The sequence below is a fragment of the Nostoc sp. JL33 genome (assembly GCF_017114985.1).
Lineage (GTDB): Bacteria > Cyanobacteriota > Cyanobacteriia > Cyanobacteriales > Nostocaceae > Nostoc.
Window position 1 is genome coordinate 37,386 of sequence record NZ_JABXKP010000096.1, and the last position, 15,274, is coordinate 52,659.

11 protein-coding genes are annotated in these 15,274 nt (G+C 41.4%); 3 read left to right on the forward strand and 8 right to left on the reverse strand.

Going from position 1 to position 15,274, the window contains the following annotated elements; genetic code table 11:
• Positions 1-61 precede the first annotated feature (61 nt).
• The gene (locus HWQ23_RS28720) at positions 62-568 is read left to right on the forward strand and encodes a hypothetical protein (RefSeq protein WP_292836378.1); all 507 of its coding nucleotides are present in this window, start codon (positions 62-64) and stop codon (positions 566-568) included.
• Positions 569-712: 144 nt separating this feature from the next.
• On the opposite strand, the gene HWQ23_RS28725 is transcribed toward HWQ23_RS28720, so the two are convergent.
• Together HWQ23_RS28725 and HWQ23_RS28730 are read right to left on the reverse strand one after the other, a co-directional pair.
• A complete protein-coding gene (locus tag HWQ23_RS28725; protein ID WP_292836381.1) occupies positions 713-3,187 on the reverse strand; it encodes a GGDEF domain-containing response regulator in 2,475 nt (824 codons plus the stop codon).
• 21 nt (positions 3,188-3,208) lie between these two features.
• Positions 3,209-3,997 carry a sensor histidine kinase gene (locus HWQ23_RS28730; protein ID WP_292836384.1) on the reverse strand — a complete coding sequence of 263 codons (789 nt, stop codon included), beginning with the start codon at positions 3,995-3,997 and terminating at the stop codon, positions 3,209-3,211.
• 744 nt (positions 3,998-4,741) lie between these two features.
• Here HWQ23_RS28730 and HWQ23_RS28735 point away from each other — a divergent pair.
• A complete protein-coding gene (locus HWQ23_RS28735; protein ID WP_292836387.1) occupies positions 4,742-5,971 on the forward strand; it encodes a tetratricopeptide repeat protein in 1,230 nt (409 codons plus the stop codon).
• A gap of 57 nt (positions 5,972-6,028) precedes the next feature.
• Positions 6,029-7,027 carry an NAD-dependent epimerase/dehydratase family protein gene (locus HWQ23_RS28740; protein ID WP_292836390.1) on the forward strand — a complete coding sequence of 333 codons (999 nt, stop codon included), beginning with the start codon at positions 6,029-6,031 and terminating at the stop codon, positions 7,025-7,027.
• 238 nt (positions 7,028-7,265) lie between these two features.
• Here HWQ23_RS28740 and HWQ23_RS28745 read toward each other — a convergent pair whose 3' ends face one another.
• The 6 genes from HWQ23_RS28745 to HWQ23_RS28770 form a co-directional block, all read right to left on the reverse strand.
• Positions 7,266-7,835 carry a Uma2 family endonuclease gene (locus HWQ23_RS28745; RefSeq protein WP_292836393.1) on the reverse strand — a complete coding sequence of 190 codons (570 nt, stop codon included), beginning with the start codon at positions 7,833-7,835 and terminating at the stop codon, positions 7,266-7,268.
• A 48-nt stretch (positions 7,836-7,883) separates the two neighbouring features.
• Positions 7,884-9,464, reverse strand: coding sequence for a DHA2 family efflux MFS transporter permease subunit (locus HWQ23_RS28750; RefSeq protein WP_292836396.1), 1,581 nt, complete (start codon positions 9,462-9,464; stop codon positions 7,884-7,886).
• A 450-nt stretch (positions 9,465-9,914) separates the two neighbouring features.
• Positions 9,915-11,174, reverse strand: a complete 1,260-nt coding sequence (locus HWQ23_RS28755) for an MFS transporter (RefSeq protein ID WP_292836399.1) — start codon at positions 11,172-11,174, stop codon at positions 9,915-9,917.
• A gap of 268 nt (positions 11,175-11,442) precedes the next feature.
• Positions 11,443-12,909: an HlyD family secretion protein gene (locus HWQ23_RS28760; protein WP_292836402.1), complete on the reverse strand. Its 1,467-nt coding sequence runs from the start codon at positions 12,907-12,909 to the stop codon at positions 11,443-11,445.
• A gap of 150 nt (positions 12,910-13,059) precedes the next feature.
• Entirely contained in the window at positions 13,060-13,527 is a 468-nt protein-coding gene (locus HWQ23_RS28765; protein WP_292836405.1) for a MarR family winged helix-turn-helix transcriptional regulator, read from the reverse strand.
• 74 nt (positions 13,528-13,601) lie between these two features.
• Positions 13,602-15,131, reverse strand: coding sequence for an ArnT family glycosyltransferase (locus HWQ23_RS28770; protein ID WP_292836408.1), 1,530 nt, complete (start codon positions 15,129-15,131; stop codon positions 13,602-13,604).
• Positions 15,132-15,274 lie beyond the last annotated feature (143 nt).

Below are 15,274 nucleotides of genomic sequence, written 5' to 3' on the forward strand. Positions count from 1 at the left end.
GGCGATTGTTGGGACTAGTGGAAGATATCAGTAATGACCATTGACTAATAACTATTTATTTATGAATCAAGATTTAACACAACAGTGGTTAGCCCAAATCCAGGTACTCAAAGAGCAGATGGCGGGACTTCAACACGATCGCGATGCTGCTTGGGAAAGTGCCCAAAAATGGCGTCAGCTTTACAACACAGAAGCAGAACAACGCCGCACAGATGCCCAACTGTGCCAACAGGCGATCGCATCCCTGAAGGCAGATGTGCATAAATTACAGGGTCTTGAGGTGGAGACACTGACTGCTGGGACACCAGTAACAGTGAACCAACAAGAAATAGAACAACTAAAATCTGTGGAAGACTTGCAAGCTAAACTCATCGCCGTGATCAAAGAACGTGATCGCCTCTTGCAAGCTTTGAAAACTGAGCAGGATAACCACGCCCAAACCCGCAATAGCCTAACTACTGCCTTGGGTGATGCTATTGATAGCTTGACACGCGAACGAGCCGGAAGAGAAAAAGGCCCAAGAGGACAAGGCGACAAGGAGATAGGGGGACAAGGGGAAACCCCATAGTTGAACAAGAATTCAGAATTCAGGAGCAAGGTGATTATGAAAAGAAGGTGTATGTGGAGGATAGCGCGATCGCAACCTCTTCCTTTCTCTGTGCCCTCTGCGCCTCGCTTTCTTGGATAATTTATTTCTTGGAAATCCCTTAGCTTATCCTTGTATCGGCTGAATGCCAAATGCAATTAATCTCTCTATCGACTTGCTATCTAGGGGTTTTGAGAAAAAATATCCCTGCGCGTACTTGCATTTCATGGCTCTAAGTTGTGCTAGCTGTTCCGCCGTTTCTACGCCCTCCGCGATTACATCTTTATTTAGATTTTTGGCTAGGCTGATGATCGTCTGAATAATCTCTAAGCTTTCTTCATTAGCACCAATCTTGGCAATAAAAGAACGATCAATCTTCAAGGCACTACTTGGAAAACGGTGCAGGTAACTTAAGGATGAATAGCCTGTGCCAAAATCATCTAACTGTAATTGAATATTCATCTCTTGCAGTTGCAAAATCATAAAACTTGTTAATTGAATATTTCCCATAAGTACGCTTTCGGTAATCTCCAGTTTTAAATTGCTGCCTTCCAGGTCAGTTTCTTGCACAATTTGGTTAATTTTTTCAATCAGCGCCGGATCTGAAAACTGTTTAGTGGAAAGATTTACACTGATTGTCAAGGGTGGGTCAGCAGGAAATTGTATTTGCCAAGCGTGCATCTGACGACAAGCTTCGCGGAGTACCCAATAACCAATAGGGATAATCAGCCCAGTTTCTTCTGCCAGTGGAATAAAGCTGCCTGGAAAAACTAATCCGTGTTGCGGGTGCTGCCAACGAACCAGAGCCTCGAAGCCAATAATCTTGTAAGTTCCTAACAAAACAATTGGCTGGTAGTGAATCAGAAACTCTTGCCGTTCAACTGCCCGTCGTAGATCCATCTCTAACTCTAATAGCTTCGTTACTTGGGTGTACATGGTTGAGTCAAATATCTTATGGCATCCCTTACCCGATGTCTTAGCGTGATACATTGCAATGTCAGCATCGCGTAGGAGTTCCTCCGGTCGGTTGTAACTAGCATTGCTCAGGGCAATGCCAATGCTGACGGTAGTAAATACCTCATTCCCACTGAGTTTGAACGCAGATTTCAGAGCTTCGTGTATCCGCTCTACTACGGTTGTTACGTCATTGATGTTGTTGAGATCATCGAGCAAAATTGTAAACTCATCTCCCCCTAGACGGGCAACTGTGTCTCCAGCACGCAGGCAATTTTCCAATATGCGAGCCAGCGCAGTTAGTAGTTGATCACCAATCATATGACCGAGACTATCGTTGATTCTTTTGAAGCGATCTAGGTCTAGAAAGAGAACAGCGAATGTATAGTCTACACGTCGTTTTGCCGACATAAGTGTACGTTCTAGGCGTTCCAGAAATAAGGCGCGGTTTGGCAGACCGGTTAGTAGATCGTGAAAGGCATCATGAATTAATTGCGCTTGGGCAACTTTTAGAGCAGTAATGTTGCGAGCAATACTCAAAACAAAATATACTGAACCATCGCTACCCAATTCTGGCACAAGACGGGTATGGTAATGTTTTGTTTCCCAAGCGATCGCTAAAGTGCATTCAAACTCAATCTCTTGCTTAGTTTGGAAAACTTCCTGGAGCTTATAATCGCATATCTGGCAAAATTCTGACGGCAGAGTTAAATCGGCGTTTGTTTTGCCAATAAATGTTTCGGCTGATATTCCTGTAATCTTTTCAATAGCTGGATTAACGTAAACGTAGCGCAATTGAGTGTTAAATCTGGAAATAATATCAGGTGCATTTTCAACTAGTACTTTGAATTCTTGCTGACGACGCCCTAGTGCCTCCAATATCTGCTTACGCTCGCTGATATCCTGAAAGACCAAAACTGCACCTGTGATGTTACCATCGTCCTCTTTAATCGGTGCAATACTATCATTAATTGGTATTTCTGCACCGTTTCTAGCAATAAGTATAGTCGGTTCTGATAAATGGGCAATAATGCCAGACTCAATGACTTGTTTTATAGGAATTTCAATTTTTATCCGAGTCTTTTCATCAACAATATTGAATACTTCTATTACTTCTTTACCAAATGCATCTGAATATTTCCAACCCGTTATTAGCTCCGCAGCCGAATTCATAAAAGTTACTGCTCCTAATGCGTCGCTAGTAATCACCGCATCCCCAATACTTTTAAGTACGGTAGTCAGCCATTGTTCACTCTGTTTTAATTTTGTTTGAATCCGATGTTTAGATAGGCTAATTTCAATATTAAACTTTAATTCTTTTTCTTTAAAAGGTTTGATAATGTAGCCAAATGGATCTGTTACTTTTGCTCGTTCTAATGTTTTTTCATCTTCATCAACAGTGAGAAAGATTACTGGAATATTAAAAATATTATGAATGATCTGGGCGGACTCCACACCGTCCATCTTTCCCTGTAGTATAATATCCATTAAAATTAAATCTATAGAATCATCTGCTGCTTTTTCAATTGCTTCTTCTCCAGAATCGACAATCCCAAAAATAGTGTATCCAAATTTTTCTAGCCGCTTTTTGATATCCATTGCCACAATGAATTCATCTTCAACAATTAATATATTTACTTTGTTCATGATTGTGTTTGATTGATGGAATTATAACTTTTTAGTCGAAAATGTAATTTTAAACTTTACTCCGTTGTTATTGCTAAAATCAATGTTCCCTCTTAGCTGATTTGTGAGACCCTTTATTAATCGCAGACCTAATGATTCTGTAGTCTGAAAGTCAAAGTCTTTGGGAAAACCAACGCCATTATCACTGATAGTAAGTGTAAATAAATTTGCTTTTAGGGAGCAAAACTCAATACAAATTTCTCCTGATTCTCTTTGGTTAAATGCGTGTTTTAGAGAATTTGAAATAAGTTCATTGATAATCAAGCCACAAAGAATAGCTGCATCACTCACTAGAAAAACATCCTCAATCTTGATTTTCAAGTTAATAGCGGTAGAATTAAGTTTGTATGAATTCAACAAATTAGTTATTAAGTCTTGGATATATTCAGCAAAATTAATACTTGCCAGGTCTTTAGATTGATACAGTTTATCGTGGATTAGAGCCATTGATTGAATCCGATTCTGGCTATTTTTGAATACTTCAATTGCTCGATTATCCTTGAGATACTCTGCTTCCAAACTTAGCAGACTAGAAAGAATCTGCAAATTATTTTTTAGTCGGTGATGAGTTTCTTTTAATAGCACTTCTTTTTCTTGAAGCAATACTTTAATCTGCTCCTCTGATTCTTTACACGCTAAACTGACGATAATAGAAGCTAGCATGCTGCCAAAAATAGTCAGCAAATTTGTTTGATTAGTCCTGGCGTTCGCCTCTATTAACAGCTGTTTCAAGAACTCATTCTCTTCGTTATCCCTAACTGTAGTAAGCATTCGCATGTCCTTCATAATTTGCTGACCCTGAACTCTCTGAACTATACCAGTTTGCGTTAGCATCTCGTAGAGAAGAAAAGTCGGACTTTTAAAACAACCTTTAATAAAGGATATCTGTATTAGATAATTATTGTCATAGTATATTTACTGAGTTAAAAGAAAAACAACAATAAATATGTTTGATTTTCCCAGTATATTTGCGTATGCAGCTCCAGATATTTTCGCTTGCATAAATTATGTTAATGTGGTATAGAACCTCAATAATTGCACTTAAAAATATTCGATCATATTAGCTTGATATTAAATTGACTTACTGAATACTTACACTATATATAGGACTCCTATTTGATTTTTGAAAAAAATCAGTACACCCCAAAAAGGCTTCTTCCCCACTCCCTACTCCCTAATCCCTACTCCCTGTCTACGCAAATAATTATGGCTACGCCACGCTGCGCGAACAAAAATCAAAGCAGACTGCTATATAGGAATCCGGTTTGATTTATGAAAAAAATTAGGTATTGTAGGGTGTGTTAACGCCGAGAGTACGGCATCAAATCTTTATAAAGGGTGCCGTACTCTCGCACCTACACACCTAAAGAGTCTTTTCACGCAATCAAATAGGAACCCTATAGAGACATAAAATAATCTAGAGAAGCAGGATAATAACCCTTGACGTAAATAATAAGGTATGGGGATAATTAGCAATTTCCTTATGCAACTAACTCAAGGCAAGGTAAAGTACCCATGCTCAGGCGCTTAATTGTGATTGTTACTGCCGCTATACTCTTTAGCAACTCCTTGACGCTGGCAGAGAGTAAAAAGCCCAAACCACCGGATGAATTTCCTCCTAGTCCCCTAGAAATTACCACACCCGATCCACTGCTACCACGTTTGCCCAAGGATAAACAGCCGTTAACTCTGGAAGAACGGCAAATGTTAGAACCAGCGCTGGATGCCTTAAACCAAGAAGCAGCAGCGAAACTGCAAGCAGGGGATCAGGTGGCGGCGTTTGAAATTTGGAACCGGGAACTGCGCTTGCGACGCTTTTTAGGTTCATTAGCAGAGGTACAAGCACTATCACGAGTCGGGGCGATCGCTTGGAAGCAAAACGACAGCCCAGAGGTACAATATATTACGCAGCGATCGCAAGCAATTCAAAAGCAGGCACAATCTCAGAAAACAACTGCCCAAATTGATCTAGAATTGTGGCGATCGCTAGGTCAAGCTTACCAAAATGTGCGATCGCCTAAACTAGCTCTAGAAGTTTACGACCAAGTTTTGTTAGTAGTGCGACAGCAAAAAAATCCCACAGCACTAGTAGAAATCCTCAAGACAATTGGAGAACTGCATTTGAGTTGGTTTGATTATCGCAAAGCCGCCCCAATCTACGAGGAATTATTCAGTTTAGCGACTTCCCAAGGCGAACGTGCAAACGAGGTAACATATCTGCAACGACTGGCTGAGATTTATGAGCAGACAAACCAACCACAGCAGTCATTGAATGTACTTAATAAACTAGCAGAAATTTACGTCAATGAAAATAATCTTACTGAAATACCACAATTAAAGCTAGCGATCGCTTCAAATTATGAATCTCTAGCAAAGAAAGATCCTAACTTACTGTTAGAAGCTTTTAAAAATTATCAAGAAGCTTACACCACTGCTTGGCAATTAAAAGAGTACGTTCGTGCTGGTGAAGCTTTGCAGAAGTTAATTGTGCTGTACCGTTCTCAAGGACAAACAGACGAGGCTTTGCAGGCTAGCCAAATTCTTGTGCAAATACAGGCGCAAGCCGCCAATTTTTACGGGATGATGCAAGCTTATGACCAAATTGGGCAATTGTATCTAGAACGCAAAGAGTTTCCTCAAGCACTAACAGCTTTTCAAAAAGGGTTAGAACTAGCGCAACAACTCAAACATGAAGAAGCATACTTTACTGGGCAAATTGAAAAACTGTCGAAAGCAAATTTGTAGTTAATATTAGATAGTTGAATGAAAATTGAAAAATTTGATTAGTTATAACTCTCAAATATGTTAGAAACAAAAGAATTTCCAGACGAGATAGACAGTTCAGTTAAAAATATCTTGCTCATGGGCGCAACCGGCTATATTGGTGGAGCATTGTGTCGCAAGCTTTCCCAAACACAAGATTTTGCCGTATTAGCCCTTGTGCGTCCAAGGAGTGACATTGAGGCTATCAAACCCTTCTGTAAAGAAATAATTTACTCCAAAGAAGAACAATTTTCTCAAGAGGATGTTGAAGAAGTAATTCGCAAGCATGATGTTAAAACGGTAATTAATTTGGCATGGCACATGCCTCCAGAATCAACCAAAGAAGCTCAATTTGAGAAAGATCGTATAGCATTAGAAGCCGCTTTAAACGCTGCTAGTGCGGTTTCCCCAGATATTCATGTCATCGCCACCAGTGGCAATTTCTCTTTAGTGACTGCTGATGGAGGAAGAATAACAGAAACACCTCCCCACACAGGCTCCAGAAAGCTGGAATATTTGGCATGGATTGAGTTACTAGTAAATGTAAATTTGATGAAGGATGAACTAATAGAAGAATATATTAGCAAAGGAGGTAACGCCTCCATCGTCTATCCTTCATCAGTGTATGGTTCATCCCCTACCCGTGGCAGTATCTGGGATTTTGCAATTCAGCAGTTCATCACTGGGAAACCCCACGAAGGCTATCAGCCATTTCCGCCAGATTTTATCACCGCTTGGATTCACGTTGAAGATTTGGCAGACTGCTACATCGCCGCAGCACGAAAAGGCTCCAAAGGAGGACACTACCTTGCGGCGGCTGAAAATCTGAGTATTAGCCAGATGGCAACTTTGTTTGCACAGGCTGCTCAAGTAAAATTCCAAGCACCAATATTTGAAAATAAAAACAACGTGGTGTTTGATGATTCTTACACCAGAGAAGTACTTCAACTTCAATGGAAATATAAAGCGGCTGATGATGTTAAAGCTTGGGTAGAGCGAATCAAAGAGTTGGGAACTTATTTCTTAGAGAATGTTTGAAAAGTCTAATTTATTACTCACCGGGCGACTGGAAGTCGCGGCTACACATACAAAACCCACCTCCGTGGGTTAAAAAACCTTAATTTTGTATTAGTCCACGGAGGTGGACGAGAGTTTGTGTAGTAGCGTACTCCTACGGAGAAGCAAGCTACGCGTCAGCGTGCCGGAGGCTCTATTCTATTCGCCCAATACTTTTCAAACATCCTCTTAGAGAATGTTTCAAGTCTAGTGCGTTGGATTAGGATACTAATAATACATCTTCATATATAGCTGCGACCGCACACCGAAAATCAACGCTAGCTAAATGCACTTCTTGCTCTTTTTCATAAGGGTAAAGTACCCAATGTCCTTCTTCATTGCGGCGGAAGCATTCGACACTCATTCGATCTGGTGAAATTAGCACATACTCTTGTAGTGATTCTAAGTGTCGGTAACTAGCGAATTTCTTGCCTCTGTCATAGCCTTCTGTTGACTCAGAAAGCACTTCGATAATTAAGCAAGGATGGGACTTAAAATATTCAAATTCTTTATCTCTTGTATCACAAGTAACCATCACATCAGGATAGAAATAGCGGTTTATGACATCAATTTGTGCTTTCATATCTGCCATGTAAACACGGCATCCACTACCCCGGAGATGGTTTCGCAGCATGGCAAATAAGTTTCCTACTACAGTGACATGAGCATCACTTGCCCCTGCCATTGCGTAGACTTGCCCATCAATATACTCATGTTTGATTTCACTTAGTTTCTCGCCTTCTAGATACTCTTGTGGGGAGATATAGTACTTACTTTGACTAATGACCATTTTAGTACCTTAGTACTTTTATCAAACATTTTAACCTATTGAACAAATTTAATGAGCGACAGCACCACCAGTTGGTTTAACCTTTTTTAAGAATATAATTGCAATCCCACTGAGTAACAATGCAATGCCAATAAAGTAGAAACAATCGTTAAAAGCCATTACAAATGCTTCCCGGCGAACGATGTTAGATATGGATGCGATCGCTTGATTTTGTGCTGTAATTAAATCTGCTCCTTTACTGACAAAATACTGCGTCATTTGGTCAATTCGCTGTTGAGTTTCTGGGTTATATAAAGATACTGTATCACCCAATCTATTCGAGTGAAATTGCTCTCTGTTACTTAATATAGTTGCTAAAGATGCAATTCCTAGAGAACCGCCCAGATTCCGCATCATATTAAATAAACCACTTGCTGAACCCGCTTCTTGCTGACTCAATCCAGCAGTGGCGATAGAACTAAGCGGCACCATAATTAAAGGTTGTCCCATTGCACGCACAAATTGCGACCAACGTAACTGATCTAATCCAGTTTGATTAGTCATTCCAGAGTTCATAAATGCACTAATGGAAAACAAAGTCACACCCACAGCTACCATTAACCGCACATCAATGCGTTGCATCAATTTGGGTATGAGGGGAATAATAAACAGTTGGGGAATACCAGCCCAAATTAATACTTCACCAATTTGCAACGCATTGTATTGCTGAATTTGGGCAAGATACAGAGGTAAAATATAAATTGAACCATACAATCCTATTCCCAGCGATACATTGACAATACTCGCTAAACCAAAGTTTCGCCGAAACACAAGCCGTAAATTAATAAATGGTTGTTTACGAGTTAATTCAATATAGAAAAATATCGCCAAAAAAATTGCCGCGATCACACTTAAGCGCACAATCAACGCTGAACCAAACCAATCTTTACGGCTACCTTCTTCTAAAACAACTTGTAGGGAACCTAACCCAATAGCCATCGCAATAATTCCCCACCAGTCACCTTGTTTCAGTAAATTAATTTGGGGTTTTTCTTGCTTAATTCCATACCAAACACCAGCTAGCATTAATGCCCCTGGAATTACATTTATATAAAAGTTGTATTCCCAACCAAAATTTTCTGTTAACCAACCTCCTAATGTTGGCCCAATTGAGGGTGCAAAAACTGCACTAAAACCAAATGCAGCCAGACCAACTGATTGCTTAGATTGAGGTAAAGTCGTTAATACAACTGTCATTGCGGTGGGAATTAATACTCCTCCACTAAAACCTTGTAAGACCCGAAAGAAAATCATGGAATTGAGATCCCACGCCCAACCACAGCAGATAGAAAAGAAAATAAATAATGCAGTATTGACTAACAGATAACGTCGTAGAGAAAACACTCGTGATAACCATCCTGTGAGAGGAATTACCACAATTTCTGCTACGAGATACGCCGTAGAAATCCAAGAACCTTCTTCTAGAGTTGCTCCTAAACTTGCTTGAATATCTTGCAGCGAAGCATTAGTTATTTGAATATCTAATACTGCCATAAATGCACCAAGCATACTGGCCAATACACCAATCCAGGTTTTTAGCGGGACACGCTCTGGTGGTGCTTGCTGATGAATTACACCTGTATTAGCCATAGTGTTTTTCCTGTTTCAGAGTTAAGTAGTAAAAAATCTATTATTAAATCTTATCTTTCTCTGGGCGCGGCGAAATTACAATATGAGTAGTCGATAAAAGCTCATTATAAGGTTTTCGCTTGGGTGCAGTACAGTTTTGGCCTCACTCCAAACTTCTCTTTTTTTAGGAGAGAGGCTTTAAATCTTACTCCTCTTCCCTCTCTTCTCTACGAGAGGCTGCGCCAACGAGACGCTGCGCGAATTTAGGGGAGCCAGTGCGTTGGGCGGCTCCGCCGACTTGTTCGCGTAGCGTCTCCCCTTCTCCCAAAGGGAGAGGCTAGCGCCTGCCGTAGGATGCCCGCAGGGCTGTAGGGAGAAGCACCTGGCGTAAGGGGTTGGGGGTTAGGTCTGTATTGGACTCAACTGCAAATCGGTATAACATAGATATAAATTTAACTGCGGTTATCTATCTTAAACTTCCTGAGTCGTAATAATACCTTTTTGCTCATAAATTGGACGCATTATTTGCCTTAAAGCAGGCAACTGTCTGCTAAATATGATCGACCCGATAATACAAGCTATCCCATCAATAATTAAAGTGTTGGGAGCACCAATATGACTTGCTAAGAAACCTCCTAATAAATTACCCACGGGAATCATCCCCAAAAATGACATCGTGTATAAGCTCATCAATCGCCCGCGTTTGTCATCCTCAACAATTGTTTGTAAAAATGTGTTGCTAGCAGCAATCTGGAGAATTGTTCCCAAGCCAACAAATAACATTGTAAATAAAGAAAGTGGTAAAAATCGAGAAAAAGAAAAGGCAATTAGACCAATTCCTAAAATTGTTGGTGCTAAAGCAATCAATTTCCCAATTCCCAAGATTGTTTGGCGCGTCGCTAGATAAATACCACCAGTTAAGGCTCCAACTCCAGAAGCCGCCATCAAAAAACCCAAACTTTCTGCACCACCTTTGAGAATTTGTTCGGCAATAACTGGTACGAGAATAGTGTTTTGCAGTCCCATCAGGCTGACTAAAGCTGATAGCAATAGGATGGATCGAATCGGTGGGAAACTAAAGGCGTATACAAATCCCTCTTTGACTTTTTGTATGGGATTCCCGTCACTTACCACATTTTTCCACGGTTTAACTTTCATTGCCAATAAAGCGGCGATTACAGCAATGTAGCTCAAACCATCAATTAAAAAACAATAGCCAGTTCCAACACCAGCAATTAATAAACCCCCGATCGCAGGCCCAATTAATCTAGCACCGTTGATCATTGTGGAGTTAATCGCGATCGCATTGGCTAAATCTTCTCTGCGTTCAATCAATTCTGGCACAAATGCTTGGCGGGCTGGCGCATCTAAGGCGTTAATAAATCCTTGAAACAAACTCAAGGCGATGATCTGCCATACCTGAATCACACCAGTCAGCGCCAGCGCTGCTAATGTTAACGATTGAATCATCGCCAAGATTTGCGTACAAATTAAGGTACGATACCGAGAAAAGCGATCTACAAATACTCCGCCAAAGGGAGCTAAAAAAAAGCTCGGAATTTGACTCGAAAATCCCACAACTCCTAGCATTAATGGGGAGTTTGTCAAGTGATAAACTAGCCAAATCGTCGCAAGTTGCGTCATCCACGTCCCAATTAGGGAAATACCTTGTCCGGCAAAAAACAGTTGGTAATTTTTTGACCTTAAAGCAGGTAGTAGCGGTTTTTTCATATCAGGCTTGCTTTATACCAATCTGTTTTCATAGATATCATCTCACCTCATCTTTATACGCCTGTCTTTAGATGTAGGAGAATGTTATAGGTAGAAAGAGGTTTTTCATCTGTTTCCAGGCAATTTCGGATTAATGATGTCCGGTTGATTACTTACTAAACCCTAAGAACCCCAAAGAGCCAAAGCGTAGCTTTGTCTCCCCTCCCCGCAGGCGGGGAGGGGTTGGGGGTGGGGTTCTTTTATTATGGGCAATTTGGCGCACATGGTATTACTTGACTTCCACAGCAATTTCCGCAGACATCCCCGGAGTAATCCGCGATTCGTATCCTTGAATGCTCTTTTGGTCGAATACTACTTTTACTGGGATGCGTTGCACAACTTTGGTAAAGTTACCTGTAGCGTTATCCGGTGGTAATAAGGCAAACTGAGCGCCGGAAGCTGGGGAAATACTGTCAACACGACCAATAAAGGTATGATGAGGGAAAGTATCCAGCTTGATTTCTACTGGCTCTCCTGGCTGCATCTTTTCTAATTGAGTTTCTTTGAAGTTCGCAATTACCCAATACTGGTTATCCACGATCGCCATTAATGGTGTCCCTGCTGCGACTCGGTTGCCAACTTCGACATTTTTTCTACCTATGCGTCCGGCACTGGGGGCGGTAACATTAACGTAGGATAGTTGCAATTGTGCGTTTTTCAGCGATGCTTCTGATTGCGCGATCGCCGCTTTTGCCGCTTCGTATTGACTACGTTTTACTGTGGTATCTTGTCCGCCTGCGGTAGCTTGTTGCAATCCTCCCTTAGATGCTGCCAATTTCGCTTGGGCGTTGGTGACATTTTCTTGCGCCTGGGCTAGTTGAGACTGGGCTTTGGCGACACCAACTCTGGCAGAGGCTAACTTGGCTTGGGCTTGTTGTACTCCCTGAATAGCACCGTTTTTTTGTGCCGTAGCCACATTAAAAGCGGCCTTGGATGCGTCTAGCTGTTGGCGAGCGATCGCACCTGATTCATACAACTGCTTGTAGCGATTGTAATCTGCTTGGGCATTTTCCAAATTCGCATTTGTTTGCGCTACCTGCGCTTGGGCGGCGGGAATCCCTGCTTCGGCTAGTCTGACTTCAGCTTGCGCTGCTGGTATCCCAGCTTGGGCTTCTTGTACTGCTGCTTGGGCTGTGGAAATTGCTGCGACTGCACCACTGACATCTCCTTGCGCTTGAGTTGTCTTACCAGTGGTGGTTTGTGAAGTTAAAGCAATATTTGCTTGGGCGGCTAGCGCCTGACCACGAGCATTTTCTAGGGCGGCTTGTGCTTGTTGTACCTGACTTTGATAGTCTCGTGGATCTAACTTCACCAACAATTGTCCCGGTTGCACCAGTTGGTTATCATTCACTAGCACTTCACTTACAGTTCCGGGAATGCGGCTACTAATTTGGTGAATGTTTCCCGCAACGGTGGCGTTGTCTGTTTCCTGGTGGGTGGAGGCGTATTGCCAGTAGTGATAACCAAAAGTACCTGCGGCGATCGCACCTACGCCTAATGCTGCCAAAATTAAACCAGTCGGTTTTTTCCGTTTTGCTGGAACTTCTTTCTCGATCTCAGGAGTTACAGCAGGTGCTTCTGCTGTTGCGGATGTCTCTGCTGTCACAACTTCTAAAGTCTCTGAATCAGGAATCAATTCTTTTTCTAAAACTGGGGTCTTGTGTCCGTTGCGTCCGTTCAAAGTATTAGCGCCCATAATTGCTAACTCGCTTGTTCCTTCAATAAATTGATTATTTAGAATGCGTACTATTTCCTGAAAAAAATCTTATTTCCTTAGTATGCGTATTATTATCTCAAAATAAATCTTTACAGTGCCTCACCCGAACGGGTGATTGTGGGACTATCTTTAGGAGAGGTTAGCGATCGCCCGATTCAACATTTGGGAAAACAGTTCGCGGTCAGCAAAGGAAATACCGTCCATCGCTTCATCACGCACGGCTGCGGCGATTGGCGGTAAAACAGCTTCTAGTTCCTTACCTGCATCCGTTAGCCAGATCCGCCAGATGCGGCGATCGTGGGTGTCGCGTTCTCGACGCACCAAGCCGCGTTCTTCCATCCGATCTAGTACGCCTGTTAAAGTGCCTCCCACTTGTTTGAGTTTGTCTCCAATACTAGAAGTAGGTAAACCATCTTCTTGCCAAAGACAGCACAACACCAACCAGTGAAATGGTGTTAATCCAAAGGGTTCTAGCCTCTCAGTAAACTTGCGACTCAGCAGTTGCGAGACTAATTTGATTCTGTAGCCCAAATTGTATGGTGCGAGATTTTGTTGCCACGACTCTAAAGCTAGGGAGTGATTAGATGTAGAAACCATTTCACAAAATACTTAGTGTACGTACTATTGTAACTAGATTAATCTTTTTTAGCAACAGTTGATTTAAATCCGTCTTAGGGAAGGATTTGAATCAACTGATACTCTTTTACTGTACCAATAATGCGGTGAGGTCGAGATAATTTTGGTGATTGGTCAGCATAGGTCAGAACATAGCTTAAAGCTGGTACTTGGGAAATAGAGACTACTGGTTGGGGGCGAATATAAAGATAGAAATTAAGCAGTACTTTGGTTTTAGCGTCTAGTTGCACAAAATAGATCGGATGAGTTTGGATAATTGGGGCGATCGCACTTTGTTGTAAAAAAGTTCTCAAAACAGGATTATAGTCACTTAACAGACCGATGCTACCCATCGTCGCCAAAGCCAGCCAACAGGGAATTAACCAACCTGCAATCCAGTAACGAGGTGTGAGAAACTTTTTGCCAAAGTGGTAACGACTAATCCACACCACAGGCAAAATTAACCAACCCAAGCCCATAGCCAAGCCAATAGTTGCATACTTACGGATGTCAGAATCACCCCAAATAAGAACGCCAATACTCGCTATTACCAGTAAAACACCTAACCCACCAAAGCCATAACTGAGATTTCGCGGCAGATTCTTCCTGGCAAAAAAGTTTAATATATTTTTTTTACCCTTTTTAAGAGGTAATTGTGGGGGAATTTCTGCTTGGTAAATATTGCCTAGCCAGTTTAAACCCACAGATGCAAACCAAGCTATGAACGGATAAAGGCAAAGACTATAGTGAGGGAAACGAGTGGTAAAAAGACTAAGTTCACAAAATAAGACAAGTGGAAAACCAACTAATATTAACTGGTAGCGAACAATCGGACGACGGAGAGTCAAAACTAAACCTAAAATTCCGAAAAAAGCCCAAGGAAATGCTATTAAAGGGATATTCCATATATAGAACAGCGGCCCATTATTGTAACGATCCTCAGAACCTAACTGTACAACAAACTTGAACAACTCCTCAAAACTCTGATTTCCGTAGTGCAGCCAGCTTAAGTACAGCCAAACACAAGTAGGTATTAAACCTACGAAAAAGCCTAAATACAAAATTGGGTTAGTAAGATGACGATGACGGCGATGTTCCCCAATTAAATAAGGGAATAAAGCTATAATTGGCAAAAAAATCATAAAGCTTCTGACTAAGAAGCCTAAACCTAAACTTAAACCAGCTAGAAAACTCCAAAAATAGTGATATTTAGGATGTAATTCCGTTTTTATTAAAGACCAAATAGCTAAAAGTACCAAGAGAACCATAGGTACATCAGGTGTACTTAAGCGGCAGTATTGCAGCCAGAGAAATTCCACACTTAAAATTGCAGCAGCTAGCAAAGCTAATTTTTTGCCTAGCATAATTTTGCCGATTTCATACACAAGCCATAAGCTAAAAATGCCAGCAATCATGCTAGGAAGACGCGCACTAGTATCACTGATACCAAACAGCTTGTAGGAACTGGCAATTAACCAATAAGGGCCAGGGGTTTTATGATGTGCATTTTCCCAAGGAGTTATCCAATTACCAGAATCAAACATCAGACGTGCACGCGATGCGTAAAGCCCTTCATCATGTGCCATCAGACTATTGTGCCCAGAATTAAATAGTAACAAGGGCAGTATCCAAGCTAACAAACTAAAAATAGTAAATCGCAAAGTTTTTCTTAAGGGCGATCGGGAACCAGAATCTAAGTATAATCAAGTAGCACAAGCTAATCATTTAT

Coding starts and splice junctions, on each gene's coding strand:
- HWQ23_RS28720 (WP_292836378.1), top strand. CDS start 62: ATGAATCAAGATTTAACACAACAGTGGTTAGCCCAAATCCAGGTACTC.
- HWQ23_RS28725 (WP_292836381.1), bottom strand. CDS start 3,187: ATGAACAAAGTAAATATATTAATTGTTGAAGATGAATTCATTGTGGCA.
- HWQ23_RS28730 (WP_292836384.1), bottom strand. CDS start 3,997: ATGCTTACTACAGTTAGGGATAACGAAGAGAATGAGTTCTTGAAACAG.
- HWQ23_RS28735 (WP_292836387.1), top strand. CDS start 4,742: ATGCTCAGGCGCTTAATTGTGATTGTTACTGCCGCTATACTCTTTAGC.
- HWQ23_RS28740 (WP_292836390.1), top strand. CDS start 6,029: ATGTTAGAAACAAAAGAATTTCCAGACGAGATAGACAGTTCAGTTAAA.
- HWQ23_RS28745 (WP_292836393.1), bottom strand. CDS start 7,835: ATGGTCATTAGTCAAAGTAAGTACTATATCTCCCCACAAGAGTATCTA.
- HWQ23_RS28750 (WP_292836396.1), bottom strand. CDS start 9,464: ATGGCTAATACAGGTGTAATTCATCAGCAAGCACCACCAGAGCGTGTC.
- HWQ23_RS28755 (WP_292836399.1), bottom strand. CDS start 11,174: ATGAAAAAACCGCTACTACCTGCTTTAAGGTCAAAAAATTACCAACTG.
- HWQ23_RS28760 (WP_292836402.1), bottom strand. CDS start 12,909: ATGGGCGCTAATACTTTGAACGGACGCAACGGACACAAGACCCCAGTT.
- HWQ23_RS28765 (WP_292836405.1), bottom strand. CDS start 13,527: ATGGTTTCTACATCTAATCACTCCCTAGCTTTAGAGTCGTGGCAACAA.
- HWQ23_RS28770 (WP_292836408.1), bottom strand. CDS start 15,131: ATGGCACATGATGAAGGGCTTTACGCATCGCGTGCACGTCTGATGTTT.